Source organism: Rhizobium sp. P1_E6, from assembly GCF_056405875.1.
The window spans coordinates 132,830-159,520 of the sequence record NZ_JBFUBG010000021.1 but is presented as its reverse complement, the minus strand read 5'-3'; the positions used below and the strand labels follow the sequence as shown (position 1 = coordinate 159,520).

25 protein-coding genes and 1 pseudogene are annotated in these 26,691 nt (G+C 60.5%); 19 read left to right on the top strand and 7 right to left on the bottom strand.

Translation table 11 applies throughout. The features are described from left to right. The 9 genes and pseudogenes from AC1D35_RS13840 to AC1D35_RS13800 all read left to right on the top strand — a co-directional run. Positions 1-342, top strand: a pseudogene (locus AC1D35_RS13840) (succinate--CoA ligase subunit alpha); the annotation flags it as partial. A 168-nt stretch (positions 343-510) separates the two neighbouring features. After that, the gene (locus tag AC1D35_RS13835; RefSeq protein ID WP_113308280.1) at positions 511-3,495 is read left to right on the top strand and encodes a 2-oxoglutarate dehydrogenase E1 component; all 2,985 of its coding nucleotides are present in this window, start codon (positions 511-513) and stop codon (positions 3,493-3,495) included. Positions 3,496-3,513: 18 nt separating this feature from the next. Beyond that, the gene (locus AC1D35_RS13830; RefSeq protein WP_113308272.1) at positions 3,514-3,831 is read left to right on the top strand and encodes a YciI family protein; all 318 of its coding nucleotides are present in this window, start codon (positions 3,514-3,516) and stop codon (positions 3,829-3,831) included. Positions 3,832-3,862: 31 nt separating this feature from the next. Continuing rightward, complete coding sequence (odhB, locus tag AC1D35_RS13825) at positions 3,863-5,125, top strand: 2-oxoglutarate dehydrogenase complex dihydrolipoyllysine-residue succinyltransferase (RefSeq protein ID WP_477852256.1); 1,263 nt, start codon at positions 3,863-3,865, stop codon at positions 5,123-5,125. A 15-nt stretch (positions 5,126-5,140) separates the two neighbouring features. Next, a complete protein-coding gene (locus AC1D35_RS13820) occupies positions 5,141-5,884 on the top strand; it encodes a DUF4241 domain-containing protein (RefSeq protein WP_477938704.1) in 744 nt (247 codons plus the stop codon). Between the two features lie 14 nt (positions 5,885-5,898). Beyond that, complete coding sequence (locus tag AC1D35_RS13815; RefSeq protein WP_477833790.1) at positions 5,899-6,405, top strand: hypothetical protein; 507 nt, start codon at positions 5,899-5,901, stop codon at positions 6,403-6,405. Beyond that, positions 6,402-7,154 (top strand): SDR family oxidoreductase, encoded by a 753-nt coding sequence (locus AC1D35_RS13810; RefSeq protein WP_113308268.1) that lies wholly within the window; start codon positions 6,402-6,404, stop codon positions 7,152-7,154. Before AC1D35_RS13815 ends, AC1D35_RS13810 begins: the two co-directional genes overlap by 4 nt. A 24-nt stretch (positions 7,155-7,178) precedes the next feature. Beyond that, a complete protein-coding gene (lpdA, locus tag AC1D35_RS13805) occupies positions 7,179-8,582 on the top strand; it encodes a dihydrolipoyl dehydrogenase (protein WP_477938702.1) in 1,404 nt (467 codons plus the stop codon). A 102-nt stretch (positions 8,583-8,684) separates the two neighbouring features. Continuing rightward, positions 8,685-9,185, top strand: a complete 501-nt coding sequence (locus AC1D35_RS13800) for a cytochrome b/b6 domain-containing protein (RefSeq protein ID WP_113299160.1) — start codon at positions 8,685-8,687, stop codon at positions 9,183-9,185. 13 nt (positions 9,186-9,198) lie between these two features. Here AC1D35_RS13800 and AC1D35_RS13795 read toward each other — a convergent pair whose 3' ends face one another. Both AC1D35_RS13795 and AC1D35_RS13790 read right to left on the bottom strand, forming a co-directional pair. Next, complete coding sequence (locus tag AC1D35_RS13795) at positions 9,199-10,275, bottom strand: TraB/GumN family protein (RefSeq protein WP_113308266.1); 1,077 nt, start codon at positions 10,273-10,275, stop codon at positions 9,199-9,201. 87 nt (positions 10,276-10,362) lie between these two features. Further along, positions 10,363-11,298: a tyrosine recombinase XerC gene (locus AC1D35_RS13790; protein WP_477852253.1), complete on the bottom strand. Its 936-nt coding sequence runs from the start codon at positions 11,296-11,298 to the stop codon at positions 10,363-10,365. Between the two features lie 144 nt (positions 11,299-11,442). Here AC1D35_RS13790 and AC1D35_RS13785 point away from each other — a divergent pair, with 144 nt between their 5' ends. From AC1D35_RS13785 to AC1D35_RS13740, 10 genes are all read left to right on the top strand, one after another. After that, positions 11,443-12,387 carry a GNAT family N-acetyltransferase gene (locus AC1D35_RS13785; RefSeq protein ID WP_113308264.1) on the top strand — a complete coding sequence of 315 codons (945 nt, stop codon included), beginning with the start codon at positions 11,443-11,445 and terminating at the stop codon, positions 12,385-12,387. A 25-nt stretch (positions 12,388-12,412) separates the two neighbouring features. Then, positions 12,413-13,561, top strand: a complete 1,149-nt coding sequence (locus AC1D35_RS13780; protein ID WP_113308263.1) for an AAA family ATPase — start codon at positions 12,413-12,415, stop codon at positions 13,559-13,561. Between the two features lie 54 nt (positions 13,562-13,615). Next, positions 13,616-15,832 carry a primosomal protein N' gene (locus AC1D35_RS13775; RefSeq protein ID WP_113308262.1) on the top strand — a complete coding sequence of 739 codons (2,217 nt, stop codon included), beginning with the start codon at positions 13,616-13,618 and terminating at the stop codon, positions 15,830-15,832. Positions 15,833-15,910: 78 nt separating this feature from the next. Next, complete coding sequence (locus AC1D35_RS13770) at positions 15,911-16,300, top strand: AGROH133_08824 family phage infection protein (RefSeq protein WP_113308261.1); 390 nt, start codon at positions 15,911-15,913, stop codon at positions 16,298-16,300. Between the two features lie 254 nt (positions 16,301-16,554). Further along, positions 16,555-17,121 carry a F0F1 ATP synthase subunit delta gene (locus AC1D35_RS13765; protein WP_113308260.1) on the top strand — a complete coding sequence of 189 codons (567 nt, stop codon included), beginning with the start codon at positions 16,555-16,557 and terminating at the stop codon, positions 17,119-17,121. After that, positions 17,121-18,650, top strand: a complete 1,530-nt coding sequence (gene atpA / locus AC1D35_RS13760) for a F0F1 ATP synthase subunit alpha (RefSeq protein WP_113299152.1) — start codon at positions 17,121-17,123, stop codon at positions 18,648-18,650. The genes AC1D35_RS13765 and atpA overlap by 1 nt, the downstream gene beginning before the upstream one ends. A gap of 28 nt (positions 18,651-18,678) precedes the next feature. Then, the gene (locus AC1D35_RS13755) at positions 18,679-19,563 is read left to right on the top strand and encodes a F0F1 ATP synthase subunit gamma (protein ID WP_113308259.1); all 885 of its coding nucleotides are present in this window, start codon (positions 18,679-18,681) and stop codon (positions 19,561-19,563) included. 23 nt (positions 19,564-19,586) lie between these two features. After that, a complete protein-coding gene (atpD, locus tag AC1D35_RS13750) occupies positions 19,587-21,023 on the top strand; it encodes a F0F1 ATP synthase subunit beta (protein WP_113308258.1) in 1,437 nt (478 codons plus the stop codon). Next, positions 21,023-21,262 (top strand): hypothetical protein, encoded by a 240-nt coding sequence (locus tag AC1D35_RS13745; RefSeq protein WP_113299149.1) that lies wholly within the window; start codon positions 21,023-21,025, stop codon positions 21,260-21,262. The genes atpD and AC1D35_RS13745 overlap by 1 nt, the downstream gene beginning before the upstream one ends. Further along, positions 21,262-21,669, top strand: a complete 408-nt coding sequence (locus tag AC1D35_RS13740) for a F0F1 ATP synthase subunit epsilon (protein WP_113308256.1) — start codon at positions 21,262-21,264, stop codon at positions 21,667-21,669. Before AC1D35_RS13745 ends, AC1D35_RS13740 begins: the two co-directional genes overlap by 1 nt. Before the next feature lie 276 nt (positions 21,670-21,945). Here AC1D35_RS13740 and AC1D35_RS13735 read toward each other — a convergent pair whose 3' ends face one another. The 5 genes from AC1D35_RS13735 to AC1D35_RS13715 all read right to left on the bottom strand — a co-directional run bounded on the left by AC1D35_RS13735 (position 21,946) and on the right by AC1D35_RS13715 (position 26,683). Next, positions 21,946-22,683: a sugar transferase gene (locus tag AC1D35_RS13735; RefSeq protein ID WP_113308255.1), complete on the bottom strand. Its 738-nt coding sequence runs from the start codon at positions 22,681-22,683 to the stop codon at positions 21,946-21,948. A gap of 165 nt (positions 22,684-22,848) precedes the next feature. Beyond that, complete coding sequence (locus AC1D35_RS13730) at positions 22,849-24,060, bottom strand: acyltransferase family protein (protein ID WP_113308254.1); 1,212 nt, start codon at positions 24,058-24,060, stop codon at positions 22,849-22,851. Between the two features lie 64 nt (positions 24,061-24,124). Continuing rightward, positions 24,125-25,132 carry an ABC transporter substrate-binding protein gene (locus AC1D35_RS13725; RefSeq protein WP_113308279.1) on the bottom strand — a complete coding sequence of 336 codons (1,008 nt, stop codon included), beginning with the start codon at positions 25,130-25,132 and terminating at the stop codon, positions 24,125-24,127. A 7-nt stretch (positions 25,133-25,139) separates the two neighbouring features. Then, positions 25,140-25,895: an ABC transporter ATP-binding protein gene (locus tag AC1D35_RS13720; RefSeq protein ID WP_113308253.1), complete on the bottom strand. Its 756-nt coding sequence runs from the start codon at positions 25,893-25,895 to the stop codon at positions 25,140-25,142. Beyond that, entirely contained in the window at positions 25,892-26,683 is a 792-nt protein-coding gene (locus AC1D35_RS13715; RefSeq protein WP_113308252.1) for an ABC transporter permease, read from the bottom strand. Before AC1D35_RS13715 ends, AC1D35_RS13720 begins: the two co-directional genes overlap by 4 nt. Between the last annotated feature and the right edge of the window lie 8 nt (positions 26,684-26,691).

Below are 26,691 nucleotides of genomic sequence, written 5' to 3'. Positions count from 1 at the left end.
CCGGTCAAGGGCACCGAGTTCATCGACGTGCTCGAAATGTTCCTGGCCGACGAAGCCACGACCTCGATCATCATGATCGGCGAAATCGGCGGTGCGGCTGAAGAAGACGCAGCCCAGTTCCTCAAGGACGAAGCCAAGAAGGGCCGCAAGAAGCCGATGGCCGGCTTCATCGCGGGCCGCACGGCGCCGAAGGGCCGCACCATGGGCCATGCCGGTGCTGTGGTTTCCGGCGGCAAGGGCGACGCGGAATCGAAGATCGCGGCGATGGAATCGGCGGGCATCAAGGTGTCTCCGTCTCCGGCCCGCCTCGGCAAGACGCTGGTTGAAGTCCTCAAGGGCTAAGCCAACTTACATACCCGGACGGAAGAAGGCATTCCGGCTTCCGTCCGGCTCTCCATTTGCGAAATACGGATGCGCCGCGGACAGGCGGCAATCGAAATGCGGCAGCCGGCGATGAAGCCGGCAAATTCATCTAAGTCAGGAGGCGGGCGGAAGCGTCCGCGTAACACCATGGCACGGCAAGAAGCCAACGAGCAATTTCAGATCACCTCGTTTCTGGATGGCGCCAACGCTGCCTATATCGAGCAGCTCTACGCCCGTTATGAAGACGATCCCAACTCGGTCGACGATCAGTGGCGGTCCTTCTTCAAGGCGCTGGAAGAGGATCCTGCTGATGTGAAGAAGGCGGCCAAGGGGGCTTCCTGGCGCAAGAAAAACTGGCCGCTTCAGGCAAGCGGCGATCTCGTCTCGGCGCTCGACGGTGACTGGGGCATCGTCGAAAAGGTCATCGAGACCAAGGTAAAGGCGAAGGCCGAAGCCGCTGGTCAGCCGGCAGGCGCAGCCGACGTGCTGCAGGCGACGCGCGATTCCGTCCGCGCCATCATGATGATCCGTGCCTATCGCATGCGCGGCCACCTGCACGCCAAGCTCGATCCACTCGGCATCGCCGCTCCGGTCGAAGACTATCACGAGCTTTCGCCCGAGAATTACGGCTTCACGGCTGCCGACTACGATCGCAAGATCTTCATCGACAACGTGCTCGGCCTTGAATATGCGACCCTGCGCGAGATGATCGAGATCCTTGAGCGCACCTATTGCTCGACGCTCGGCGTCGAATTCATGCACATCTCCAATCCGGAAGAGAAGGCCTGGATCCAGGAACGTATCGAAGGTCCGGACAAGGGCGTTGCCTTCTCGCCTGAAGGCAAGAAGGCTATCCTCGCCAAGCTCGTCGAAGCCGAAGGCTACGAGCAGTTCCTCGACGTCAAGTTCAAGGGCACCAAGCGCTTCGGCCTCGACGGCGGTGAATCGCTGATCCCGGCACTCGAACAGATCCTCAAGCGCGGCGGTCATCTCGGCCTCAAGGAAGCCGTGTTCGGCATGGCCCATCGCGGTCGCCTGAACGTGCTTTCCCAGGTCATGGGCAAGCCGCACCGTGCCATCTTCCACGAGTTCAAGGGCGGCTCCTACGCGCCTGACGAAGTCGAAGGTTCGGGCGACGTGAAATACCATCTCGGTGCTTCCTCGGACCGCGAATTCGACGGCAACAAGGTGCACGTCTCGCTGACGGCGAACCCCTCACATCTCGAAATCGTCGACCCTGTCGTCATGGGCAAAGTTCGCGCCAAGCAGGACATGAGTGCAGCCGTCTGGGACGGTGACATCATCCCGCTGTCGGAACGCTCCAAGGTTCTGCCGCTTCTGATCCACGGCGACGCGGCCTTTGCCGGCCAGGGTGTCATTGCCGAAATCCTCGGCCTGTCCGGTCTGCGCGGTCATCGCGTTGCCGGCACCATGCATGTCATCATCAACAACCAGATCGGCTTCACCACGAACCCGGCCTTTTCACGCTCGTCGCCCTATCCGTCCGACGTCGCCAAGATGATCGAAGCACCGATCCTGCACGTCAACGGCGACGATCCGGAAGCCGTGGTCTATGGGGCGAAGATCGCGATGGAATTTCGCATGAAGTTCCACAAGCCTGTCGTGCTCGACATGTTCTGCTACCGCCGCTACGGCCATAATGAAGGCGACGAGCCGTCCTTCACGCAGCCGAAGATGTACAAGGTCATTCGTGGTCACAAGACGGTCCTGCAGCTCTATGCTGACCGTCTCGTTCGCGAAAGCCTGCTGACCGACGGCGAAGTCGAAAAGATGAAGGCCGACTGGCGCGCCCATCTCGAGCAGGAGTTCGAGGCTGGCCAGCACTACAAGCCGAACAAGGCCGACTGGCTGGACGGTGAATGGTCCGGCCTGCGCACGGCCGACAATGCCGACGAACAGCGGCGCGGCAAGACCGCCGTACCGATGAAGACGCTCAAGGATATCGGCCGCAAGCTGTCGGAAATTCCTGCGGGCTTCAATGCGCACCGCACGATCCAGCGCTTCATGGAAAACCGCGCCAACATGATCCAGAGCGGCGAAGGCCTCGACTGGGCGATGGCCGAGGCGCTGGCTTTCGGTGCGCTCGTCGTAGAGGGCCACAAGATCCGTCTGTCCGGTCAGGATTGCGAACGCGGCACCTTCTCGCAGCGTCATTCGGTTCTCTACGATCAGGAAACGGAAGAGCGCTACATTCCGCTGGCAAACCTGTCGCCGACGCAGGGCCGTTACGAAGTCATCAACTCGATGCTTTCGGAAGAGGCCGTTCTCGGCTTCGAATACGGCTACTCACTGGCTCGCCCGAATGCGCTGACGCTCTGGGAAGCCCAGTTCGGCGACTTCGCAAACGGTGCGCAGGTCGTTTTCGACCAGTTCATCTCGTCTGGCGAACGCAAGTGGCTGCGCATGTCGGGCCTCGTCTGCCTTTTGCCGCACGGTTATGAAGGCCAGGGTCCGGAACACTCGTCGGCCCGTCTGGAGCGCTATCTCCAGCTTTGCGCGGAAGACAACATGCAGGTCGCCAACGTCACGACGCCGGCGAATTACTTCCATATCCTGCGCCGCCAGCTGAAGCGTGACTTCCGCAAGCCGCTGGTCCTGATGACACCGAAGTCGCTGCTGCGTCACAAGCGCGCTGTCTCGACGCTTGCCGAAATGGCCGGCGAATCCTCCTTCCATCGTCTCCTGTGGGACGATGCGGAGGTCATCAAGGACGGCCCGATCAAGCTGCAGAAGGATGCCAAGATCCGTCGCGTCGTCATCTGCACCGGCAAGGTCTATTACGACCTGCTGGAAGAGCGCGAAAAGCGCGGCATCGACGATATCTACCTGCTGCGCATCGAACAGCTCTATCCGTTCCCGGCCAAGGCACTCATCAACGAGCTGTCCCGCTTCCGCAACGCCGAGATGGTCTGGTGCCAGGAAGAGCCGAAGAACATGGGTGCATGGTCGTTCATCGACCCGTATCTGGAATGGGTGCTCGCCCATATCGATGCGAAGTACCAGCGCGTTCGCTACACGGGACGCCCGGCCGCCGCTTCGCCGGCAACGGGCCTGATGTCCAAGCACCTGTCGCAGCTCGCCGCGTTCCTTGAGGATGCGCTGGGCGGCTAACAAAAGGAGGGGAGCGCGATGGCATATTTCTTCATGAGACTTGTGCCGCCGCGCCCCACATTCCCGCATGACGGGACCGGGGAGGAAATGGCGGCGATGAAGCGCCATGCCGAATACTGGCACCAGAACGCTCTTGCAGGATCGGCGATTGCCGTCGGTCCTGTCTTCGAGGGTGAAGGGGCTTTCGGCGTCGCCATCGTCGAGGTTGCGGATCAGGCGGCGGCGAAGGCCCTTGCCGATGCGGACCCGATCGTCACTTCCGGCTTCGGTTTTCGTTTCGATGTCTTGCCAATGCCCTCAGTCATTCTCCGGCAGCAGGCCGGGTCCGCCGTCTAACACGATAACAAGCACAATCAGGATTTGAACAATGGCCACAGAAATCCGCGTTCCAACACTCGGTGAATCCGTCAGCGAGGCAACCGTCGGCACCTGGTTCAAGAAGGTCGGCGACGTCATCAAGGCCGACGAGCCGATTCTCGAGCTTGAAACCGACAAGGTGACCATCGAAGTTCCGGCTCCGGCTTCCGGCACGCTTTCGGAAATCGTCGCCCAGGCTGGCGAGACGGTTGGTCTCGGCGCCCTTCTCGGCCAGATCGCCGAAGGTGCAGGTGCCGCTGCTGCTCCTGCTGCCGCTGCCCCGGCAGCAGCGCCTGCCGCTCCGGCTCCGACGCCTGCTGCTCCTGCCGCACCGGCTGCTGCCGTTGCCGCAGCTGCTTCGAGCGCTTCCGTATCCTCCATGCCGCCGGCTCCGGCCGCGGCAAAGATGCTGGCGGAAAACAATCTCTCGGCTGATCAGGTCGATGGCAGCGGCAAGCGTGGCCAGGTCCTGAAGGGCGATGTCATCGCTGCCGTCGCCAAGGCTGCAACGGCTCCGGCCGCGGCCCCGGCTGCCCCTGCTGCGCCGCGCGGCCCTTCGACGGTCGAAGATGCCGGCCGCGAAGAGCGTGTGAAGATGACGCGCCTGCGCCAGACGATCGCCAAGCGCCTCAAGGATGCACAGAACACGGCTGCCATGCTGACCACCTACAACGAGGTGGACATGAAGGCCGTCATGGATCTGCGCAACAAGTACAAGGATGTCTTCGAGAAGAAGCATGGCGTGAAGCTCGGCTTCATGGGCTTCTTCACCAAAGCCGTGACGCATGCGCTGAAGGAACTGCCGGCTGTCAACGCCGAGATCGACGGCACTGACCTCATCTACAAGAACTACTGCCATGTCGGCATGGCCGTCGGTACCGACAAGGGCCTCGTCGTTCCCGTCATCCGCGACGCCGACCAGATGTCGATCGCTGAGATCGAGAAGGAACTCGGCCGTCTCGCCAAGGCTGCCCGTGATGGCTCGCTCTCCATGGCCGAGATGCAGGGCGGCACCTTCACCATCACCAACGGTGGTGTCTATGGTTCGCTGATGTCTTCGCCGATCCTGAACGCACCGCAGTCGGGCATTCTCGGCATGCACAAGATCCAGGAGCGTCCCGTCGCCATCGGCGGTCAGGTCGTCATCCGCCCGATGATGTATCTGGCGCTCTCCTACGACCACCGTATCGTCGACGGCAAGGAAGCGGTCACCTTCCTCGTCCGCGTCAAGGAAAGCCTGGAAGATCCGGAACGTCTGGTTCTGGACCTCTAAGCGGAGCGTTCTGCGATGCGAGACCGGATCATGCGAGCGGCGGGCGCAGTATTCTGCGCCACGGTTGCCTTCGTGCCGGTCTCGACTCTCGCCTTCGATGTGAACAAGGCGAGCAGCAATTTCGACTTCGTATCGCTTGATGATGCGCAGCTTTCCGCACGCTCGATCAAGATTATCGACATGGGCAATGTCGAGCTGACCTCGGGCCGTATCGTTGCCGCAGATCCACTGGCACAGCCGGATCGGCCGGCATTGGCGAAAACGGTTCCTGTCGGCGATTATCCGGTGCGGCTCTATGAGGCTTTCGGTCGGGTTGCGGCGGCAAGCATGCGCTTTGCCGAAGGCAAGCCCGATCACTGGGAGCTTGCGACTTTGCCGGGTCAGGATGTGGGAACGCTGAAGGATGACGAGATCTTCGGTTATCCCGTCGATGCCGGCCTTGGCAGCTACATGGATGCCGACACGCTCGTGCTGATCGGACAACGCGAGCAGCAGGTGCAGGCTCAGAAGCCGGGTTCTGACGTCAATTATTACGACGACGTAGTCGCCTCCGAACTCGATGCCAGCAAGGGTGTCTATGCCCTGCACCGGCCGATGGAAGGCAAGAAGGGCAATGTGGCAATGTTCTGGAGCGGCTGGGGCGACGGCTTCTATCCGGCGTTCTGGGGCCTGRCCAAGGACGGACGTCCGCTGGTGCTGCTGACGGATTTCCAGGTCGCCGAGAACGCTGACGGACGCAGAGAGCCGAACCATCAATGAGCGGAGCAGGGCACATGCTGACTAAAGGTATAGTCGCGATGATGATCGCCGTGCTTTCCTGCGCGCCGGCTTCGGCTATTGCCGCTGAGTGCAAGCAGGGCAAGGCGATCTACGCCGATCGCGACGGTGCCTATGAGCTGCGCTTTTCACCGATTGCGTCTGAAGCTGTGACGTCAAGCCACCGGTTCAAGCTCAGTGCGCTCAAGACCTCAGTCGTCATGGATGGCTATGTCATGTCCTCCGACGATCCGGAGCGGACCATGGGCATGGTGTTGTTCAACTGCCCGGATGGCGACGTCACGGGTGCCGATCTCGATGCCTGCACGGTCTGGCAGGGCTTCGTCTATCGCGCAACTGCCGATGGCGGGCTCGACAATCTGCAGTCCGGCGACAGCTCGGCAGCGGGAAAGATTGTCTTTCCCGGCCTTGGCCCGGCGATCCGCCAATCTTCTGCCTGGGGTGACGGCAAGGCCAAGGTCGCGCCTTGGGATGTTCTCGATTTCAAGGGATGCGCACAATGACTGACGGTCCCGTTTTGCTCGTTACCGGCGGCAGCCGCGGTATCGGTGCCGCCGCTTGCTTGGTTGCTGCGCGTCAGGGCTGGCGGATTGCGGTGAACTACGCCTCGAACGAGGCGGCGGCAAGCGCCGTGGTTTCGGAGATCAAGACGGCCGGCGGAGACGCAATCGCAATCAAGGGCGATGTCGGTAATGCCACGGATATCCTGTCGATGTTCGAAGCGGTCGACCGCCATTTCGGGCGGCTGGACGGACTGGTGAACAATGCCGGTGTCGTCGATTATATCGCCCGCGTCGATGAGATGACCGCCGAGCGCCTTGAGCGAATGATGCGGATCAATGTGACTGGTTCCATCCTCTGCGCCGGTCAGGCGGTGCGGCGCATGTCGACGAAGCATGGTGGCCGGGGTGGCGGGATCGTCAATATCTCCTCCATGGCTGCGGTGATCGGCGGGCCGGAGCAATATGTCGATTATGCCGCGTCCAAGGCTGCCATCGACACCTTCACGATCGGGCTTTCCAAGGAAGTTGCCGATGAGGGCATCAGGGTGAATGCGATTCGGCCCGGCATCATCGAAACGGATATCCATGCTACCGGCGGCCAGCCGGACAAGCCGAAAGAAATGGCTTCATCGATCCCGATGAAGCGAACCGGACAGGTGGAGGAGGTGGCCGATGCGATCGTCTATCTGCTTTCCCCTTCGGCCTCCTACATAACAGGCGCGATCCTCAATGTGAGCGGCGGGCGCTAGTCAATAACGCAAAGGGAAAAAGCAATGTCCTATGATGTGATTGTTATCGGAACCGGCCCTGGCGGCTATGTCGCGGCAATCAAGGCTGCCCAGCTCGGCCTGAAGATGGCCGTCGTCGAGAAGCGCGCGACCTATGGCGGCACCTGCCTGAATGTCGGCTGCATCCCCTCCAAGGCGCTGCTGCATGCTTCCGAAATGTTCCATGCAACGCATCACATGGAAGAACTCGGCATCGAAGTCGCCGCTCCCAAGCTCAATCTCGAAAAGATGCTGGCGCACAAGGATGCGACGGTAAAGTCCAACGTCGATGGCGTTGCCTTCCTGTTCAAGAAGAACAAGATCGACACCTTCCATGGCACCGGCAAGATCGTCTCCGCCGGCAAGGTCTCTGTGGCCGCCGAAGACGGCACGGTTCAGGAAATCGAAGGCAAGAACATCGTCATCGCCACGGGTTCCGACGTTGCCGGCATTCCGGGCGTCAAGGTCGATATCGACGAAAAGATCATCGTATCCTCCACCGGCGCCATTGCGCTGGAAAAGGTGCCGGAGACCATGATCGTCGTCGGTGGCGGCGTCATCGGCCTCGAGCTCGGCTCGGTCTGGTCGCGCCTCGGCGCAAGGGTTACCGTCGTCGAATATCTCGACAAGATTCTCGGTGCGATGGATGGCGATGTTTCCAAGCAGTTCCAGCGCATGCTGGGCAAGCAGGGTATCGACATCAAACTGAGCTCCAAGGTGACGGGCGTCGAAAAGGGTGACAAGGGCGCCAAGGTGACTTTCGAGCCGGTGGCCGGTGGTTCTACCCAGACGCTCGAAGCCGATGTCGTTCTGATCTCCACTGGCCGCATTCCCTACACGGCAGGCCTCGGTCTGGAAGAAGCAGGCGTCAAGCTCGACAATCGTGGTCGCGTCGAAATCGACGGTCACTTCAAGACCAATGTCGAGGGCATTTATGCGATCGGCGACGTCGTGCAGGGACCGATGCTGGCGCACAAGGCCGAAGACGAGGGTGTCGCGCTTGCCGAAATCCTCGCCGGCCAGCACGGCCATGTGAATTACGACGTCATCCCGAGCGTCGTTTACACGCAGCCGGAAGTCGCTTCCGTCGGCAAGACCGAGGAAGAGCTGAAGGCTGCAGGCGTCGCCTACAAGGTCGGCAAGTTCCCGTTCTCGGCCAACGGTCGCGCCCGCGCCATGCTGGCGACGGACGGCTTCGTCAAGATCCTCTCCGATAAGGAAACCGACCGCGTGCTCGGTGGCCATATCGTTGGCTTCGGTGCCGGCGAGATGATCCACGAGATCGCCGTGCTGATGGAATTCGGCGGCTCTGCAGAAGATCTCGGCCGCACCTGCCACGCGCATCCGACCATGTCGGAAGCCGTGAAGGAGGCAGCACTCGCCGCGTTCTTCAAGCCGATCCATCTGTAAGATTAAATATCAGCAATCATTCATAATGCCGCTTGCCTTCGGGCAGGCGGCGTTTTTATTTGGTAGGCAAGTTTCGCTAACTATTTGACGAAAGCCAAGAAAATGAATGATCGCGTCGTTGTCGGCTACAGCCTCTCCCAGCGTTTCCTTCACTGGGCGACCGTGCTCCTGGTCCTCTTCAATCTTCTTTTGCCTGACGGCATGAATGCCTGGTACCGGCTTGTCCGTCATGGCGGCACGCCATCGCCGGAACAGATCGCTTCGGCCAATATCCACGCCTATGTCGGTATCGCAATCCTGCTCGTGACGATCCTCAGGCTCGGTCTGCGCTTCGTGAAGGGCGTACCGCCTGAATCCGCAGACGAGCCGGCAATTTTTCGGCTTGCCGCGCGGCTCGCGCATACAAGCCTTTATCTGCTGCTGCTCGCCCTGCCGGCGTCAGGCATCGCGGCATATTATTTCGGTGCGGAAGCGCTGGGATCGCTGCATGCTGACGTCCTGAAGCTGATCCTCTGGATCGTCATTGCTGCCCATGTCTTCGGCGCGCTGGTTCACCAGTTTTACTGGAAGACCGATGTCTTGCGGCGGATGACAATCGGTTAAAGGCTCTAGCAGGTCAGTTCACCGCTGTGACGGTGAAGCCCTGCTGGCGCAGCAGTTCGATAACCCCGTCCTTGCCCGGCAGATGCAGGGCGCCGACAGCCATGAAGACGTTGCCGTTGGCGAGGATGGGTGCGACGCGTTCGGCCATCACCTTGTTGCGATCAAGAATGACGCGCTGTTCGAAGGCAGCGTAATCGCTGTCCTCATCGCTGCCTTCGGGCGAGACGGTCTTCAACATCGGCATTGTCATGCCGATATCGCCGGAGAGATAGATGTCGGTCATGGTCTCGACGACGTCGTTCATCTTGGCTCCGAGCTCGAGTGTCTCGATCAGCGACTTCAGATGAAATGCGACCGGCAGCTCGGCCATGGCCTGCAGCTGTTCGGCCAGGGTTTCCAGCCCCTTGACCTGCTTGCCTTCGGCAGCCGCATCGGCGGCGATCTTCTGGTCGAGGAACTGCACGCCCTTCGCCTTGCGGGCGATCTCGCAGGCAGGAAGTGCCACGACGCTTGAAATCATCCAGGGCCGCATGCGGGAAACGGCCGAGAGCGGAATGCCGCGTTGCTTCAACCCGGCTTCGAGGCGGGTGTAATCTTCAGGGGAAAGAAGCTTTTCGATGGTGGTGCCGTCCGTGAACATCATCAGGTCGGGCTTCATCAGAAGGGCTGCGGTCGCCTTCTTCTCGTCGAGGATCTCGTCGGATTCGATCACGATCGTATCGGCGTCGTCATGGGCTTCCTGGGCACGTGGCGGCAGGTTCAACACGCGCGGATCGGTGACATGCATGGTGCCGAGCAGCCATGATGGCTTCAGGCCCGACTTCTCGATCTTCCAGAAAATGCCTTTGCCGTTCGGCGTGGCATCCGCTTCCTTGACGGCTTCGGCATAACGGGCGGGATCGTTCTGCTGCAACTCGGTAAGCAGGTTCTTTCCGGTGCAGCTATCCTCGGCAGCATCGGCTGGCGTCACGGAAAAGATGACAGCGAGCAGTGCGGCGGCAAGCAGCATGTGAAACGCGGCGATCAGCCAGAGCAGGATACTGCCCGGCTGCGCGATATGGAAAGTCCGGTGGCCGATGGAGATCGTCATGATGGTAATCCGGTCACATGTGCTTCAAGCCTCATGCTCTACGCCGGGCTTGCGCATATTCCTTTAAGAGACAGCGTTAACGAAGGCTTATGCGCGGGGATGCGCCCTATCATACACCTCCAGAAGCCTTGATGCATCGACGCCGGTATAGACTTGGGTGGTGGAGAGGCTGGCATGGCCGAGCAACTCCTGAATGGTGCGCAGGTCGCCGCCACCGGCAAGGAGATGGGTGGCGAAGGAGTGGCGCAGCGCATGCGGGGTCGCCGTCTCGGGCAAGCCGAAGGCGCTTCGCAGCTTTTGCATGGCGCGCTGAATGATGGCTGCCTGCAGCTTGCCGCCGCGGGCGCCGCGAAACAGCGGCTCGCCTTCGTCAAGATGAAGGGGGCAGAGCTGCTGGTATTTCTCGATGGCTTCGAAAACGATGGGCAACAGCGGCACAAGGCGCGTCTTGTTGCCCTTGCCGGTGATGCGCAGCGTGGTGGCGCCGGTTCGGACATCTGTCGGCGTCAGGTCGAGCGCCTCGGAAATACGCAGGCCGCAGCCATAAAGCAGCGTCATGACGGCGGCATCGCGCGCGGCAATCCACGGCTCGTCATGGAGCTGGGCGTCGCTGCTGACAACGTTGATGGCCTGTTTGTCGGAGAGCGGCTTGGGAAGGGATTTCGGCTGCTTCGGTGACCGCACGGCGCCGGCGCCTGCCGCATTCACAAGTCCCTTCTTTTCAAGGTGACGCAGAAAGGAGCGTATGCCGGCGAGATTGCGGGCTACCGAGCGAGCACCGGAGCCCTCCTTGCGGCGGGCGGCCAGAAAGGCGCGGAAGTCTGCCGCGCGCAGCGTTTCGACATCGCGCAGCGTCGTCGGGCCACCGAGATGGCCGGTCATGAAGGTCAGGAACTGGCGTGTGTCGCGCTCATAGGCATCAAGCGTATGCGCAGAGAGACGGCGCTCCCGGGCGAGGTTTTCGAGCCAGGCGCTGCGTTCGGTCATCAGGTGCGGGTCGGCAATGATCAGGAGTTCATTCACGGGCTTCGGCTCTTGAATTTGCTTTCGATGACGCCAATTTTGAAGCAGTGGCGTTATGGAATTGCTAATGCTTGCCAAGCCCTTGTCATGTATCGATCATAATTCATTGAGATAGCTTATCGCTCCCTTAAGACAGGAATTTTCATGGCACGGCGCGATTCCATGACGGCCTTTGGACAACTCGCGGAAGCGATTGCCCTGGTTTCACACGGAAAGCCCGGCCATATCGTCGATACGTTGATTGCCGAGCGCGGACAGAAGATCGTCCGCCATCCTCTTTGGCCACTCATGCGGCCGTTTCTCTACACGCTGCTGCGCTACAATAAGGCGATCGAATTCGCCAATGACGTCGCCAACATGCCGGGCTTCCAGTCGTTCGAATATATGAGCAATCTGCTGAAGCTTGATATCGGCGTTACCAATGCCGAGCGCATTCCGGCATCCGGCGGTTTCATTCTCGTTAGCAATCATCCGACCGGCATTGCCGATGGCGTGGCCGTTTTCGATCTTTTGAACACGCGCCGCCCGGATATGATGTTCTTCGCCAACCGCGATGCGGTGCGCGTCAATCCGCGCTTTGCGGAAATGATCATACCGGTCGAATGGCGAGAGGAATTCAAGAGCAAGCTCAAGGCGCGCGAGACGCTGCAGCTTACCAATCATGCGGTGAAGGAGGGCAAGGCGACCGTGCTTTTCCCTTCGGGCCGTATCGCCTATTGGGCGAACGGACGGCTGAACGAGCGGCCGTGGAAAACGTCTGCCGTCGGCCTTGCCCGCAAATACGGCCTGCCGATCCTGCCCGTTCACATGACGGCGCGCAATTCCGGGCTTTTCTACTGGTTTGCCAAATGGTCGACGGAACTGCGCGACATGACTGTCTTCTATGAACTTCTGAACAAGAAGGGCGACCGCTTCGATTTCGTCATCGGCAATCTCATTCCCGCAGAAGAACTCGACGGCGATCTGAACGAGGTGACGAAGGCGCTGGAAAAGCATACGGTCTATGACATGGCGACCGATGGGGACTCACGCTTCGTACCCGTATCCCGGCAACTATCGCCGGAGCGCGTTGCGGCCCATTCTTTTTAACGTTGCTTTGCGCTAAAGCGGAAGCATGCGTCTTCGCTCCATGTTTGCCAAGAATTATCGGTCACTGCGCTCGATCCGCATGGATCTGGCGGATACGACGCTGTTTCTCGGCGAGAACGGCGCCGGCAAGTCCAATCTCTATCGTGCCCTACAGCTTGTGCAGGCGGCGGTTCGCGGGCGGCTGGCTTATGAGCTTGCGGCTGAAGGCGGCATGCTCTCGGCCCTCTGGTCCGGCACGCGTCCCAAGTCCGACGGACCTGCGCGCATCCGCCTGGAAGTCGAGATCATCGACGAGGAGCGGGCCGTCACATTCCGATATCATGTCGAGGCCGGGCTGCGCCCGTCGGAGGCGGCTGCGGGTTTCGCGCTGGGACCGCAGATCAAGGCCGAGGAGCTTTCCGTCGAAACCGGCCGCCGCGCGGTGACGATGATGAAGCGCGCCGGCCCCGGCATCTCCGTCCGCGATGGTACGGGACGGATGCAGGATTATCCGGACGAGGCGCTGACATCGGAAACTGCGATTGCGCTCCTCGGGGATGCCGGCCATTTTCCCGAAGTTGCCGCCTTTCGCCGCATCGTCAACAACTGGCGCTTCTTCCACGGATTTCGCACGGACAGGGCTTCTCCGCTTCGCCATCCATGCCTTGCCGTCACCAGCCCCATGCTGGACGAGGATGGGGCCAATCTCGCCGCCGTCTTTGCGACGATTGCCCATACGCGGCAGGATACGGTCGAGCTTGATCGCATCCTGGCATCGGCGCTCGGCGGTGCAAGGCTCGTCGTGCCGGAACCGGGCGAGGCGGCGGAATTCGGTTTGATGCTTCCGGATTTCCCGCACCGGGTCTTTCATCCGCGCGAACTGTCTGACGGGCAGATTCGCTTCCTCGGCCTTGCCGCTGCACTGCTCTCTTATCGGCTGCCGGCGCTCATTGCCTTGAATGAGCCTGAGGCGAGCCTGCATCCCGATATGCTGGTGCCGCTCGCCGATATGATCGCGGAAGCGTCAAAGAGCAGCCAGGTCTGGATCGTCACCCACTCGGTGCAACTGGCCGATGCCGTGCGCGAACGCTGTGGCGTTCGTCCGCGAAAGGTCATCCGCGAGAATGGCGCCACCTGGATCGAAGGCATGCGACTGACGGGAACGATCGCCGGTGAAGACGATGATGACGCGTAGTCCTCATTGTCGGCGGGTTTCATTTTATGGCCGTTGCGGGCATGGTCTGCCGCAATGAGTACAGATTCGTCCGATCTTTTTGGCGCGCTTTTCGAGGCTCCGCCCGTGAACCGTACGGTTCCGGTGCTGGTGCCGATGCCGGCGCCAAAACCCTATTCCTATTCGGTGCCTGAAGGCATGGCGGTCGAGCCCGGCTCGGTCGTGCAGGTGCCGCTCGGGCCACGCCAGGTGATCGGCGTCGTCTGGGATGGCGGCGAGGATGGCGTCGATCCTAAGAAGCTCAGGCCCATCACCCACGTTTTCGATTGCCCGCCGCTCAACAAGGAGATGCGGGATTTCATCGACTGGGTGGCGACCTATACGCTTTCTCCGCCGGGACTGGTGGCGCGGATGGCGCTGAGGGCGCCGAATGCTTTCGAGCCGGAGCCGATGGTGGAGGGATTGCGTTTCGTCGGCGGCGAGCCGGAGCGGATGACGCCGGCGCGCGCCCGTGTGCTTGACGCAACATCGGACGGGCTTTCCTGGACGCGTACCGGCCTTGCGCATGCGGCGGGCGTTTCCACCAGCGTTGTCGACGGGCTGATAGCACAGGGCATCTTCGAGACCATCTTCCTGCCGCCGCCGCCCATCGTTGCCAAGCCGGACCCGGATTTTATCGGTTCGCGCCTCGAAGGGCCGCAGAAGGAAGCTGCCGAGGAAATTCTGGATGAGGTGCGCAAGGGCGAATTCGCGGTTTCGCTGATCGACGGCGTTACCGGCTCCGGCAAGACGGAAGTCTATTTCGAGGCGATTGCCGAAACTCTCAGGCGCGGCAAGCAGGTGCTGATCCTGCTGCCGGAGATCGCGCTTACCGCAAGTTTCCTCGAACGTTTTCAGGATCGCTTCGGCGCGAAACCTGCCGAATGGCATTCCGACCTTGCACCGCGAACCCGTGAAAAGGTCTGGCGGCAGGCGGTGACCGGAGAGGTGCGGGTCGTCGCCGGCGCACGCTCGGCCCTCTTCCTGCCGTTCGAAGATCTGGGCCTCATCGTCGTCGATGAAGAGCACGATCCTGCCTACAAGCAGGAGGACCGGGTCTACTACAATGCGCGCGACATGGCGGTCGTGCGGGCGCGGATCGGCGATTTCCCCGTCGTGCTCGTTTCGGCGACGCCTTCGGTTGAAAGCCAGGTGAACGGCCAGAGTGGACGCTACAGCACGATCCATCTGCCGACGCGTTTTGGCGATGCCGCGCTGCCCGACCTGCATCTCGTCGACATGCGGCGCCATGCGCCGGAGCGCGGCGGTTTCCTGTCGCCGGTGCTGGTTCGGGCGATCGGCAAAACAGTGGAGAAGGGCGAGCAGGCGCTGCTCTTCCTCAATCGCCGCGGTTATGCGCCGCTGACGCTCTGCCGTGTCTGCGGCCATCGTTTCCAGTGCCCGCAATGTTCGAGCTGGCTGGTGGAGCATCGCTTCCGCCGGCAATTGCAATGCCATCAGTGCGGTCATAACGAGCCGACGCCGGAGGCCTGCCCGGAATGCGGGACGCTCGACCATCTCGTTGCTTGCGGGCCGGGCGTGGAGCGCATTGCCGAAGAGGTGGAGCGGCATTTTCCGGATGCGCGCACCATCGTGCTTTCCTCCGACATCTTGGGCGGGGTGAAGCGGCTGCGGCTGGAGCTCGATGCTATCGCCAAGGGCGAAGCCGATATCGTCATCGGCACGCAGCTTGTCGCCAAGGGGCACAACTTCCCGCTGATGACGCTGGTCGGCATCGTCGATTCCGATCTTGGCCTGGCGAACGGTGATCCGCGCGCGGCCGAGCGGACCTTCCAGCTGCTTTCGCAGGTCACGGGCCGCGCCGGCCGAACGGGCCTGAAGAGCCACGGTCTGCTGCAGACCTACCAGCCGCAGCATCCTGTCATGCAGGCGATCGTCTCCGGCGATGCCCGGGCTTTCTACGAGCGCGAGATCAGCGAGCGCGAGCGTGCCATCCTGCCGCCCTTCGGCAGGCTCGCCTCCATCATCGTTTCAGCCGATACGCGCCATGATGCGGAAAACCATGCGCGCGGCATGCGCAACGCCGCACCGCAGGTGTCAGGCATTTCCGTTCTCGGGCCGGCGGAGGCGCCGCTGGCGCTGGTGCGCGGCCGCCATCGCTTCCGCCTCCTGGTGCATGGCCGCCGGAACTCGGACATGCAGGCCTATCTGCGGGCGATGCTCTTACAATCGCCGAAGGAGCGCGGCTCGGTTCAGGTGCAGCTCGATATCGATCCGCAGAGCTTCCTGTAGATCGTTGCGGCCCGGCGTTTCCGGATGTCGCCGATCATGGCATAAACACAGAATCAGCTGATGATTTGGGGTCGAGGCATGGAGTTCTACTTTCCGACGGAGATGGGCGAGCAGCTTGCTTTCGGCGCGGCGGCTTTCACTGCGGTTGCCGGTTTCATCATGATGTTTGCACCCGGCCTTGCCATGCGTTTCTTCGGCCTTGCTCCGCGCGGCGAGCGGCGCGAAGGTTTCAGTGAAGTGCGGTCGATAGGCGGTTTCTATCTCGGTCTCGGCCTTGCCGCGATCATGCTGGCGCAGGACTGGACTTATCTGGCGCTTGGAGCGGCCTTCGCGATGGCGGCTTTCGCTCGCATCATTTCCATCCTGTCCGACAGGGGGAGCACGATGCTCAATTATTTACTTCTGGTTGTACAGGCCGCCGTTGCGGCTTTGCCACTCCTTCACGTATTTGGCTTCCTGCAGGGCTGATCCAGAGCCGAAAGAGAGCGCTTCACAGGCCGCTTTCGGGCGTTTGCGTGATTTTGCCGATAGAAAATCATGTGAAAGGCTTATTCGGGCGTTACGCGTGTTGCGAGTCCGAACATCCTATGTTAGACGGACCCCGAATTTCGGAAGAAGCAAGAGGCTTCTCTTGCGATTTCTGGGGGAAATCAAAACGAATTCAAAGTCATAGGCTCGGCGCCCGTCGGAAGTCGGATTTTGGATTGAAATCAGGGAAATTTGTGCCCGTGGCAGACACGTCCCAGCTTACTTCTGGTGTTGCCGAGCGCTATGCCTCGTCTCTTTTCGAGTTGGCGCTCGAAGAAGGTGTGGTCGACAGCGTTACCGCCGATCTCGACCGTTTCCAGGCGATGCTGGATGAGAGCAGCGACCTGAAGCGCTTCGTCATGAGCCCGGTTTTCTCCTCCGAGGATCAGGTGAAGGCCATCATCGCTCTCAGCGAGAAGGCTGGCATCTCGGGTTTCTTCGCCAATTTCCTGAAGGTCGTGGCGCGTAACCGTCGCCTGTTTGCCCTGCCGGGCATGATCAAGGCCTTCCGTATCATTGCTGCCAACCATCGCGGCGAAATTTCTGCCGAAGTCACTTCGGCCCATGCGCTGACTGAAGCGCAGGAAACCGAATTGAAGGCGGCACTCAAGAGCGTCACCGGCAAAGACGTGACGATCAACGTCACGGTTGATCCGTCAATTCTTGGTGGTCTGATCGTCAAGGTCGGGTCCCGTCAGATTGATACGTCTCTTCGTACCAAACTCTCTACCCTTAAGCTCGCATTGAAAGAGGTTGGCTGATGGATATCCGCGCCGCGGAAATTTCCGCAATTCTCAAAGACCAGATCAAAAATTTCGGCAAAGAGGCAGAAGTCTCGGAAGTCGGCCAGGTTCTCTCCGTCGGTGACGGTATCGCTCGCGTTTACGGTCTGGACAACGTCCAGGCAGGTGAAATGGTCGAGTTCCCGGGCGGCATCCGCGGCATGGCGCTMAACCTTGAATCCGACAATGTCGGTGTCGTTATTTTCGGCGCCGACCGCGACATCAAGGAAGGCGACACCGTCAAGCGCACTGGCGCGATCGTTGACGTTCCGGTCGGTCCGGAACTGCTCGGCCGTGTTGTCGATGCTCTCGGCAATCCGATCGACGGCAAGGGCCCGATCAACGCGACCCGCCGTTCGCGCGTCGACATCAAGGCTCCGGGCATCATTCCGCGCAAGTCGGTTCATGAGCCGATGTCGACCGGCCTCAAGGCCATCGACGCCCTCATCCCGGTTGGCCGCGGCCAGCGCGAGCTCGTCATCGGCGACCGCCAGACCGGCAAGACCGCGATCCTGCTCGATGCCTTCCTCAACCAGAAGGCCATTCACGAGAACGGTCCGGAAGGTGAGAAGCTTTACTGCGTCTACGTCGCCATCGGTCAGAAGCGTTCGACTGTCGCACAGTTCGTCAAGGTGCTCGAAGAGCGCGGCGCGCTGAAGTATTCGATCATCGTTGCCGCTACCGCTTCCGATCCGGCTCCGATGCAGTATCTGGCACCGTTTGCCGGCTGCGCCATGGGCGAATATTTCCGCGATAACGGCATGCACGCGCTGATCGGTTACGACGACCTGTCCAAGCAGGCCGTTTCCTACCGCCAGATGTCGCTGCTGCTGCGCCGCCCGCCGGGCCGCGAAGCCTATCCGGGCGACGTTTTCTACCTGCACTCGCGTCTCCTTGAGCGCGCTGCGAAGATGAACGACGACCAGGGCGCCGGCTCGCTGACTGCTCTTCCTGTTATCGAAACGCAGGGCAACGACGTGTCGGCCTTCATTCCGACCAACGTGATCTCGATCACCGACGGCCAGATCTTCCTTGAAACCGACCTGTTCTATCAGGGCATCCGCCCGGCCGTGAACGTCGGTCTGTCGGTTTCCCGCGTCGGTTCGGCGGCGCAGATCAAGGCGATGAAGCAGGTTGCCGGCTCGATCAAGGGCGAACTTGCCCAGTATCGCGAAATGGCTGCCTTCGCCCAGTTCGGTTCGGACCTTGACGCTGCAACGCAGCGCCTGCTGAACCGCGGTGCGCGCCTGACCGAACTTCTGAAGCAGCCGCAGTTCTCGCCGCTGAAGACGGAAGAGCAGGTTGCGGTGATTTTCGCTGGCGTTAACGGCTATCTCGACAAGCTGCCGGTCGCATCGGTCGGCAAGTTCGAGCAGGGCTTGCTTTCGTACCTGCGTTCGGAAGGCTCCGCCATCCTCGACGCGATCCGCACGGAAAAGGCAATCAGCGACGGCACCAGGAGCCAGCTCACGGCTGCTGTTGACAGCTTCGCCAAGTCTTTCTCGTAATCGGGCCCTAAGTTAGGACGGATAACGGATGCCTTCACTTAAGGATCTGAAGAACCGGATCGCCTCCGTCAAGGCGACGCAGAAGATCACCAAGGCGATGAAAATGGTCGCCGCGGCGAAGCTTCGGCGTGCGCAGGAGGCGGCCGAGGCCGCCAGGCCCTATTCGCAGCGCATGGGTGCGGTTCTGGCGAACATCGCCAAGGCCGTTACCGATGCAGACGGTGCGCCGGCGCTTATGACCGGCACCGGCAAGGACCAGGTCCATCTGCTCGTCGTCTGCACCGCGGAGCGCGGTCTTTGCGGTGGCTTCAACTCGCAGATCGCGCGTTTTGCGCGCGATCACGTCCGCAAGCTGACCGCTGAGGGCAAGACGGTAAAGATCTTCACCGTCGGCAAGAAGGGTTACGACATTCTGCGTCGCGAATACGCTTCGCTGATCATCGAGCGCAAGGAACTGCGCGATGTGAAGCGCGTCGGCTTCGAGAACGCAGACCAGATCGGCAAGCGCATCATCGAGATGTTCGAAGCCGGCGAATTCGACGTCTGCACGTTGTTCTATTCCGAGTTCAAGTCGGTCATCTCGCAGATTCCGACCGCACAGCAGCTCATTCCGGCCAAGGCCCCTGAGGTTGTCGCCGAGGACGCAGAACATGCTGGCGCTGTATACGAATACGAGCCGGATCCGGCGTCGATCCTCGACGATCTGATCCCGCGCAATATCTCTGTCCAGATCTTCCGTGCTCTCCTTGAGAACGTCGCGGGTGAAATGGGCGCCAAGATGAGCGCGATGGATAACGCGACGCGCAATGCTGGTGAGATGATCAATAAGCTGACGCTGAGCTACAACCGTCAGCGTCAGGCGCAGATCACCAAGGAACTCATTGAAATCATTTCGGGCGCGGAAGCGCTCTGAGGTTAGGAAAAGAGGGTCAGAAAATGGCTGAGGCAGCTACCCCCAAGACCGGCTCTGTCGGCAGAGTCACACAGGTTATCGGCGCCGTCGTTGACGTTGCTTTCGAAGGCGATCTGCCGAAGATCCTGAACGCGCTGGAAACGAGCAACAACGGCAACCGTCTGGTTCTCGAAGTTGCCCAGCACCTCGGCGAAAACGAAGTTCGTACCATTGCGATGGACTCGTCCGAAGGTCTCGTCCGCGGCCAGGTAGTCACCGATACCGGTGCTCCGATCATGGTTCCGGTGGGTAACGAGACGCTCGGCCGCATCATGAACGTCATCGGCGAGCCGGTCGACGAAGCTGGTCCGCTGGTTACCGCACACAAGCGTTCCATCCACCAGGACGCACCGGCCTATGTGGAGCAGTCCACGGAAGCACAGATCCTCGTCACCGGCATCAAGGTCGTCGATCTTCTCGCGCCTTACGCACGCGGCGGCAAGATCGGCCTCTTTGGCGGCGCAGGCGTCGGCAAGACCGTTCTGATCATGGAACTGATCAACAACGTCGCCAAGGCGCATGGTGGTTACTCGGTTTTCGCAGGTGTCGGTGAACGTACCCGCGAGGGCAACGACCTCTACCACGAAATGATCGAATCGAACGTCAACAAGCATGGCGGCGGCGAAGGCTCCAAGGCTGCGCTGGTTTATGGCCAGATGAACGAACCGCCGGGCGCCCGCGCTCGCGTCGCTCTGACTGGTCTGACGGTTGCCGAACACTTCCGCGACCAGGGTCAGGACGTTCTGTTCTTCGTCGACAATATCTTCCGCTTCACGCAGGCAGGTTCGGAAGTGTCGGCTCTGCTCGGCCGTATTCCTTCGGCCGTCGGCTATCAGCCGACGCTTGCAACGGACATGGGTCAGATGCAGGAACGCATCACCACGACGACGACCGGCTCGATCACCTCGGTTCAGGCCATTTACGTTCCGGCCGACGACTTGACCGACCCGGCACCGGCAACCTCGTTCGCCCACTTGGACGCAACGACGGTTCTGTCGCGTTCTATCGCCGAAAAGGGCATCTACCCGGCTGTCGACCCGCTCGACTCCACCTCGCGCATGCTCGATCCGCTGGTCGTCGGCGACGAACATTACGAAATTGCCCGTAAGGTTCAGTCGACCCTCCAGCGCTACAAGGCCCTGCAGGACATCATCGCCATCCTGGGCATGGACGAACTGTCCGAAGAGGACAAGATCGCTGTTGCCCGCGCCCGCAAGATTGAACGCTTCCTGTCGCAGCCGTTCTTCGTTGCCGAAGTCTTCACCGGCTCGCCGGGCAAGCTCGTTGCTCTCGAAGACACGATCAAGGGCTTCAAGGGTCTCGTCAACGGCGAGTATGACCACCTGCCGGAGGCTGCCTTCTACATGGTTGGCTCGATCGATGAAGCTGTCGAGAAAGCCAAGAAGCTCGCAGCTGCCTGATGAGCGATGCTCAGGACGAGATATTCTGCTGCGACTCCCTCAAAGGGGTCGTGGCGGAACTCCCTGAACCTGCAGTGCCGACCATATACCGTGCCGATAACGGCGTGACGATGATGGTGGTGGGGTTGGCGCAGACCGAGGAAGGCCTCGGATATCTCGACCAAGCGATAATGCACTGCCCGTTCTGCGGGACCAAATTGCAAGATGCGAAAGCCATAGCCGAGAAGGTAAGTCACTGATGGCTGACAATTTCAACTTTGAGCTCGTTTCGCCGGAGCGTCTGCTGTTGTCGGAAATGGTGACCGAGGTCGTCATTCCTGCGACCGAAGGCGAGATGACGGTCATGGCCAATCATGCTCCGACGATGACGACCATCAAGCCGGGCATCGTGAGCGTACGTTCCGCTTCCGGCTCCAAGCAGGACTACGTCGTGTTTGGCGGTTTTGCCGACATCCTGCCGACCGGCTGCACGCTGCTTGCCGAGTCTGCTGTTCGCGTCGAAGAACTCAACAAGGACGAACTGACCCGCCGTATCGAAGCTGCGAAGAAAGAGCTCGAAGATACCGAGCATCACGAGCATAAGTCCAAGCTCGAGCACTTCATCATGGAACTGACCCACCTGCGTGGCGTCGTCCAGCAGGACTGATCGGCTCAGTCAAAGACTGACAGAGTGAGAAAAACGGCCTTTCAAGGCCGCTTTTTCTTTGGCAAGCCGCACCCTGCGGCAGGCGCAGCGCCGTTCATCATACGTCATCGTTTGCAGGGGTAGCCGCATAGAAGTGCCGAGCGACACCCTGGAAGGCTTCTTTGATGCCAGTCCGGCTTTATTCATCGCTGCGAAGGCTGCGGGTATCATACCGGACATTGAAACGAAAAGAGGTGGCTTTCGCCGCACGTCCTGGAAGTCACTTGAAGTGGCTTTTCAGAAGCCGGTGCCACCGCGCAGTTCGGACAGCAGTGTGCCGAACAGGATCTTCATATCCAGCCAGAGGCTGAAATTTCTGATGTAATAGATATCGCTGGCGATGCGGGCGCGTGCCTTTGTCGGGCGCTCTGTCGGGCCGCGCCAGCCGCGCGTCTGGGCAAGGCCGGTAATGCCCGGCCGCATCAGATGGCGGTAATGATATTCGGGCACCAGCTCTTCGTAGAGCATGCCGGCTGCGCGCATGTTGATGGCATGGCATCGGGGCCCGACGAGCGACATATCGCCCTTGATAACGTTGAGAAGCTGGGGAAGCTCGTCGATATTGGTCTTGCGCAGGAAGGCGCCGATCCGCGTTACGCGCCGATCGCCCTTGACGGTCTGTTCGATGCCGGTCGGATCGCAGAGGTCCGTCCGCATGGAGCGGAACTTGTAGACGGTGATCTTGCTGCCCTTCAGGCCCCAGCGAATCTGCCGGAAAAATATCGGTCCGCCGTCATCGATCACGATGAGAAGCGCAATGGTCAGAAGAACCGGAAACAGGATGACTAGGGCGCTGGTTGCCCCGAAAATGTCGAAAGCTCTTTTCAAACCAAGCTGAAGCCGGTTTCGCCCATCCAACGAGACAAAGCTGTCGGGCTGGCGAATATTGGAATTCGCTGCCTCTAGAGCCTTCATCTTCACTGTTTTTGCAGAGAAAACCGTCTCTTGAAGCTTGTTTGAAGTAAACACGTTCATTAAGCAACGTCCGTGGGAATACTCTCATATTGCATCGCGCCGGCACAAATACATGGACAGGATCGATTTGTCACCCGCTTGCTTAATGTTTTCGTAACCCTAACGGGGCCAAATTTGGGAGTATTTCGAAATATGTCCCGGATATTTTGGCTGGCTTCGAATTAACTATATTGCGTTAATGGCTGAATTCTTGCGCGTTATGCGTGCGGCGCGTCGTATTGCCGGCCGCTCGAGAAGGAAATAGCTGAGGCTTGCTATAGGAAAAATGATCACCGTCGCAAAGGTGCAGCCGATAAACCAATCCCGTAACGGATCGTCTTTCCCGATCCCGAATATGGCCGGAGAGATCGTCTGCATCGAAGTCAGCACGATGTCCTGCCAGATATAGATGCCGAAGGAGATGGTTGCAGCAAAACGCATGAAGGCATTGTCCAGCAGTGCCGCAAGCAGCACGGAGCGTGAGAGCGACACAAGGGCGACAGCGATCAGAACCGGAAAAAGCGGAAAGGCATAGGGGATTCCGAGCCATCCATAGGCTTCCCAAGGTCCGCCTGTCGAAAGCGGTAGCTGGAAGCCGGCTGCAACAAGGCAGGCAAATGCAATAATGTCGAACCAGATCCGACGCTTTCGCGCCAGCAGGATCTGAATGCCGGCTGCGAGTGAACCGAGTGCGAAAACGGCGAAGAAGCCGATTGGATTGTAGTTGGGCATCCACTCCTTCGCGCCGCCATGCATGCCATACTGCCAGCCACGGTCAATCTCATTGGGAGGGGCAAGCGCACGGAAGGTTTCATGGCCGATCAGTGCTGCGACAATGATGCCGAGCCAGGCAAGGCGCGTCACGAGCGGCGATCGGCGTTTTTCCGGGATGGCGAAAAGCCAGAGGAAGCCAAGCGGCAGCAGCACATAGCTCGTCGCTTCGAAGGATATGGACCAGAGCGGGCCGTTCCCTTCGACAGGAAAGAAGGTGCGCCAGTGCCATTGGCTCATGAAGAAGAGACCGCTGGCATAGCGCATAAGGAGTTCCGGTGTCAGCGCAAATTCAAGCAGCGTGAAGCTCAGGATGAAGCCCGCGGTCAAAGCCACCCAATAGCCGGGTACGATGCGGGTCGCGCGACGCAGTGCATAGATGCGCAGGTCGGGCATGGCACCACCGGCGTCAAGGGCGCGCCAGAACGGCAAGGCCAGCAGGAATCCGCTGAGAATGAAGAAGATGGCGACGCCGAAATTGCCGAAGCGCAAGGCAGTCAGCGTCGGCCGCGATCCTTCGCCGAGTTTGGTGAGGTCGATGCGCAAAATGAGATGATGGATGAGGACGAGCAAGCAGGCGGCTGCGCGCAAGAAATCCGCCCCGGCCACCCGGTTCTGCTGCTGCATGTCACTCCCTCGCTCCTTGCGGGACCTTGCAGCGGAAAGCTGCTGCCCGCAAGGGCGGCTCGCCTCAGCCGAGGAGATCGTTGGTGTAGTAGGCGGAAAAGTCGGGTTTTTCCTTCAGTGCCGTACCGTTGGCATCGAGGAGGATGCCATGATCGAACAGGAAGGTGCCGATCGCTTCCGCCTTGGCCGGATCGATGGTGCCGATCGCGCCGTTTTCGCCCTTAAGGAAATGCCCCTCGACAAGGGCCTTCTGCGATGCCTTGACAAGGTCGGTGTTAAGCAGTGCGCCATTGCTGCCGGCAATCAGGAGATCGCAGGCTTCGTCCGGGTTCTCGACCGAATAGGCGTAACCCTTCAGCGTCGCCTGGACGAATGCGCGGGCGTTTTTCGGATTGGCCGCAAGATAGGCATCGCTCGAAGCGATCGCGGTCGTCTGCTCGTCGGGAATGCCGTAATCGCTATAACGCCAGCGGCCGACCTGCCGGTTCTCGAGTTGGGCGGCAATGCCCTCCCAGGTGTAGATTTCCAGCGTGAAATCCACGGCGCCATTGTCGAGTGCCTCATAGGCCGAGGTGCCGAGGGTAACGTTCTGGATTGTGCCCTTGCCGCCGTCGTTGCGGATCATCGAGGAGACGAGCGCTTCCTCCCATGCGCCGCCGAAGCCGCCATAGGTCTTGCCGTCCAAATCCCGGGGGCTCTTGATGTCGTCGCGGCCGCCCTTGAAGATCAATCTGCCGGTTTCCGTCTGCACCACGGCGTAGACAAGTTTCACATCCGCACCGGCGGCGCGCTGGGTGAAAGTCTCGATCTCTCCGCAGATACCGAAATCGGCGACACCGTTTGCGACCAGCGTGCCGGCGCTGGTATCGGCATAAGGCAGGATTTCGACGTTGAGGCCGGCAGCCTCATAGAAACCCTTCGCCTTGGCGACATAGATGCCGATGTGATTGGTGTTCGGTGTCCAGTCGAGTGCGACGCGCGCTTTGGCGGTGGATTGGGCGAAGGCGGTGCGGCCGGCAAGGCTTGCGGCCATGGCGGCAAAAAGGGTCTGTCGGCGGGTGAGAAGCATCAGGACCTCCTCAGGTTCTTTGCGGATGCAGCAGTGTTTGAAGAATTTCGGTTTCGATCGCTTGAGCAGTCGGGGAACCAAGGTCGGCAAGCGTACGCGGCCTCGCGAGTGGTACCTCGAATTCCCTGACTACCGTTGCGGGGCGAGCGGAAAGCACATAGATGCGGTCGGACAGGAAGACGGCTTCCCGCACATCGTGGGTAATCAGAAGGGCTGTCCAGCGGTGATCCGTCCACATACCCTGCAGCCATTCCTGCATCTGCGTGCGGGTCAGTGCGTCGAGTGCGCCGAAGGGCTCGTCGAGCAGTAGCATGTCCTGGCGCTGGATCACGGTGCGCAGCAGGGCGGCGCGCTGGCGCATGCCCCCTGAAAGAGCTGCGGGGTAGTGGTTTTCGAAGCCGGCAAGGCCGAAGCGCTCAAAGAGGGGGGCGGCTGCGGCGCGCGCTTGGCTGCGGCGCATACCATGTACTTCGAGGCCGAGGATTGCATTGTCGATGACGCTTCGCCACGGCATCAACGCATCGCGCTGGGGCATGAAGGCGAAGGCGTGAGCGGCTTGCGCGAGCGGGGTGCCGTCGAAGAAAATGTCACCATTATCGGCTTGAAGCGCCTGCGTCAGCAGCCTGAGGATCGTCGACTTGCCGGAACCCGAGGGGCCGACGATCGAGACGAATTCGCCTCTGGCGATATGGAGAGAAATATCCTTCAGCACTTCCATGCCATCGAAGGACTTCGAGATGTTCTTCAGCTGCAGCATACCGCTCATCGGCGTTTCTCCGCCGAGGATTGCCAAGGCATGACGAGATGCTGGATCGCCAGCGCAAGGCCGAAGAGGCAAAGTGTCAGAAGGGCGCTGACGACAACGGCGGCGAGCACGAGATCGGGGCGGAAATTGTTCTTGGCATTGAGAATGTAGATCCCAAGGCCACGGGCAGCGCCTGCATATTCGGCGAAGATCGCACCGACGACCGCATAGGTGATCGATATGCGAAGGCCGGCAAAGAAGAAGGGCATGGCGGAGGGAAGCCGTGCCAGGCGGAAGATGCGCCAGCGGCTTGCCTTCATGGAACTCAGAAGCTCGGCGATATCCCCGTCTGTCGATTCATAGCCCTGCAACAGGGCGACCAGCAGCGGAAAGAAGGTGACGAGGGCAACGAGCAGGAGTTTCGGCAGCAGCCCGAAGCCGAACCACAGCACGACCAAAGGCGCGATTGCCACCAGCGGCAGTGTCTGGCTGACGATGAAGAGCGGCAGCAGCGCGCGGCGCATGAAGGGCACGAAATCCATCAGCACGGACGAGGCGAAGGCGAAGACCAGCGACAGGGCAAAACCGCCGAGTGTTGCGCTGAGCGTCGGCCAGGTATTGTCGAGCAGGGCCTGCCTGTTCACCCAGCCCTGCGTGAGTATGCGCGAAGGCGAGGGAAGAATGGAGGGTTTGATGCCGGAGAAGTCGACATAGAGCTCCCAAACAGCCAGGAAGGCGGCCACAGCAAGAATGGCGGGCAAGGCCCGCCTCAGCGGCGCAAATGTCGAATCCGGTTTCGCTAGGGTCATTGCCGTCA

Excerpts from the sequence above, each read along its gene's own strand:
- AC1D35_RS13835 (WP_113308280.1), top strand. The coding sequence starts at position 511 with ATGGCACGGCAAGAAGCCAACGAGCAATTTCAGATCACCTCGTTTCTG.
- AC1D35_RS13830 (WP_113308272.1), top strand. The coding sequence starts at position 3,514 with ATGGCATATTTCTTCATGAGACTTGTGCCGCCGCGCCCCACATTCCCG.
- odhB (WP_477852256.1), top strand. The coding sequence starts at position 3,863 with ATGGCCACAGAAATCCGCGTTCCAACACTCGGTGAATCCGTCAGCGAG.
- AC1D35_RS13815 (WP_477833790.1), top strand. The coding sequence starts at position 5,899 with ATGCTGACTAAAGGTATAGTCGCGATGATGATCGCCGTGCTTTCCTGC.
- AC1D35_RS13810 (WP_113308268.1), top strand. The coding sequence starts at position 6,402 with ATGACTGACGGTCCCGTTTTGCTCGTTACCGGCGGCAGCCGCGGTATC.
- lpdA (WP_477938702.1), top strand. The coding sequence starts at position 7,179 with ATGTCCTATGATGTGATTGTTATCGGAACCGGCCCTGGCGGCTATGTC.
- AC1D35_RS13800 (WP_113299160.1), top strand. The coding sequence starts at position 8,685 with ATGAATGATCGCGTCGTTGTCGGCTACAGCCTCTCCCAGCGTTTCCTT.
- AC1D35_RS13795 (WP_113308266.1), bottom strand. The coding sequence starts at position 10,275 with ATGACGATCTCCATCGGCCACCGGACTTTCCATATCGCGCAGCCGGGC.
- AC1D35_RS13785 (WP_113308264.1), top strand. The coding sequence starts at position 11,443 with ATGGCACGGCGCGATTCCATGACGGCCTTTGGACAACTCGCGGAAGCG.
- AC1D35_RS13780 (WP_113308263.1), top strand. The coding sequence starts at position 12,413 with ATGCGTCTTCGCTCCATGTTTGCCAAGAATTATCGGTCACTGCGCTCG.
- AC1D35_RS13775 (WP_113308262.1), top strand. The coding sequence starts at position 13,616 with ATGAGTACAGATTCGTCCGATCTTTTTGGCGCGCTTTTCGAGGCTCCG.
- AC1D35_RS13770 (WP_113308261.1), top strand. The coding sequence starts at position 15,911 with ATGGAGTTCTACTTTCCGACGGAGATGGGCGAGCAGCTTGCTTTCGGC.
- AC1D35_RS13755 (WP_113308259.1), top strand. The coding sequence starts at position 18,679 with ATGCCTTCACTTAAGGATCTGAAGAACCGGATCGCCTCCGTCAAGGCG.
- atpD (WP_113308258.1), top strand. The coding sequence starts at position 19,587 with ATGGCTGAGGCAGCTACCCCCAAGACCGGCTCTGTCGGCAGAGTCACA.
- AC1D35_RS13745 (WP_113299149.1), top strand. The coding sequence starts at position 21,023 with ATGAGCGATGCTCAGGACGAGATATTCTGCTGCGACTCCCTCAAAGGG.
- AC1D35_RS13740 (WP_113308256.1), top strand. The coding sequence starts at position 21,262 with ATGGCTGACAATTTCAACTTTGAGCTCGTTTCGCCGGAGCGTCTGCTG.
- AC1D35_RS13735 (WP_113308255.1), bottom strand. The coding sequence starts at position 22,683 with ATGAACGTGTTTACTTCAAACAAGCTTCAAGAGACGGTTTTCTCTGCA.
- AC1D35_RS13730 (WP_113308254.1), bottom strand. The coding sequence starts at position 24,060 with ATGCAGCAGCAGAACCGGGTGGCCGGGGCGGATTTCTTGCGCGCAGCC.
- AC1D35_RS13720 (WP_113308253.1), bottom strand. The coding sequence starts at position 25,895 with ATGAGCGGTATGCTGCAGCTGAAGAACATCTCGAAGTCCTTCGATGGC.
- AC1D35_RS13715 (WP_113308252.1), bottom strand. The coding sequence starts at position 26,683 with ATGACCCTAGCGAAACCGGATTCGACATTTGCGCCGCTGAGGCGGGCC.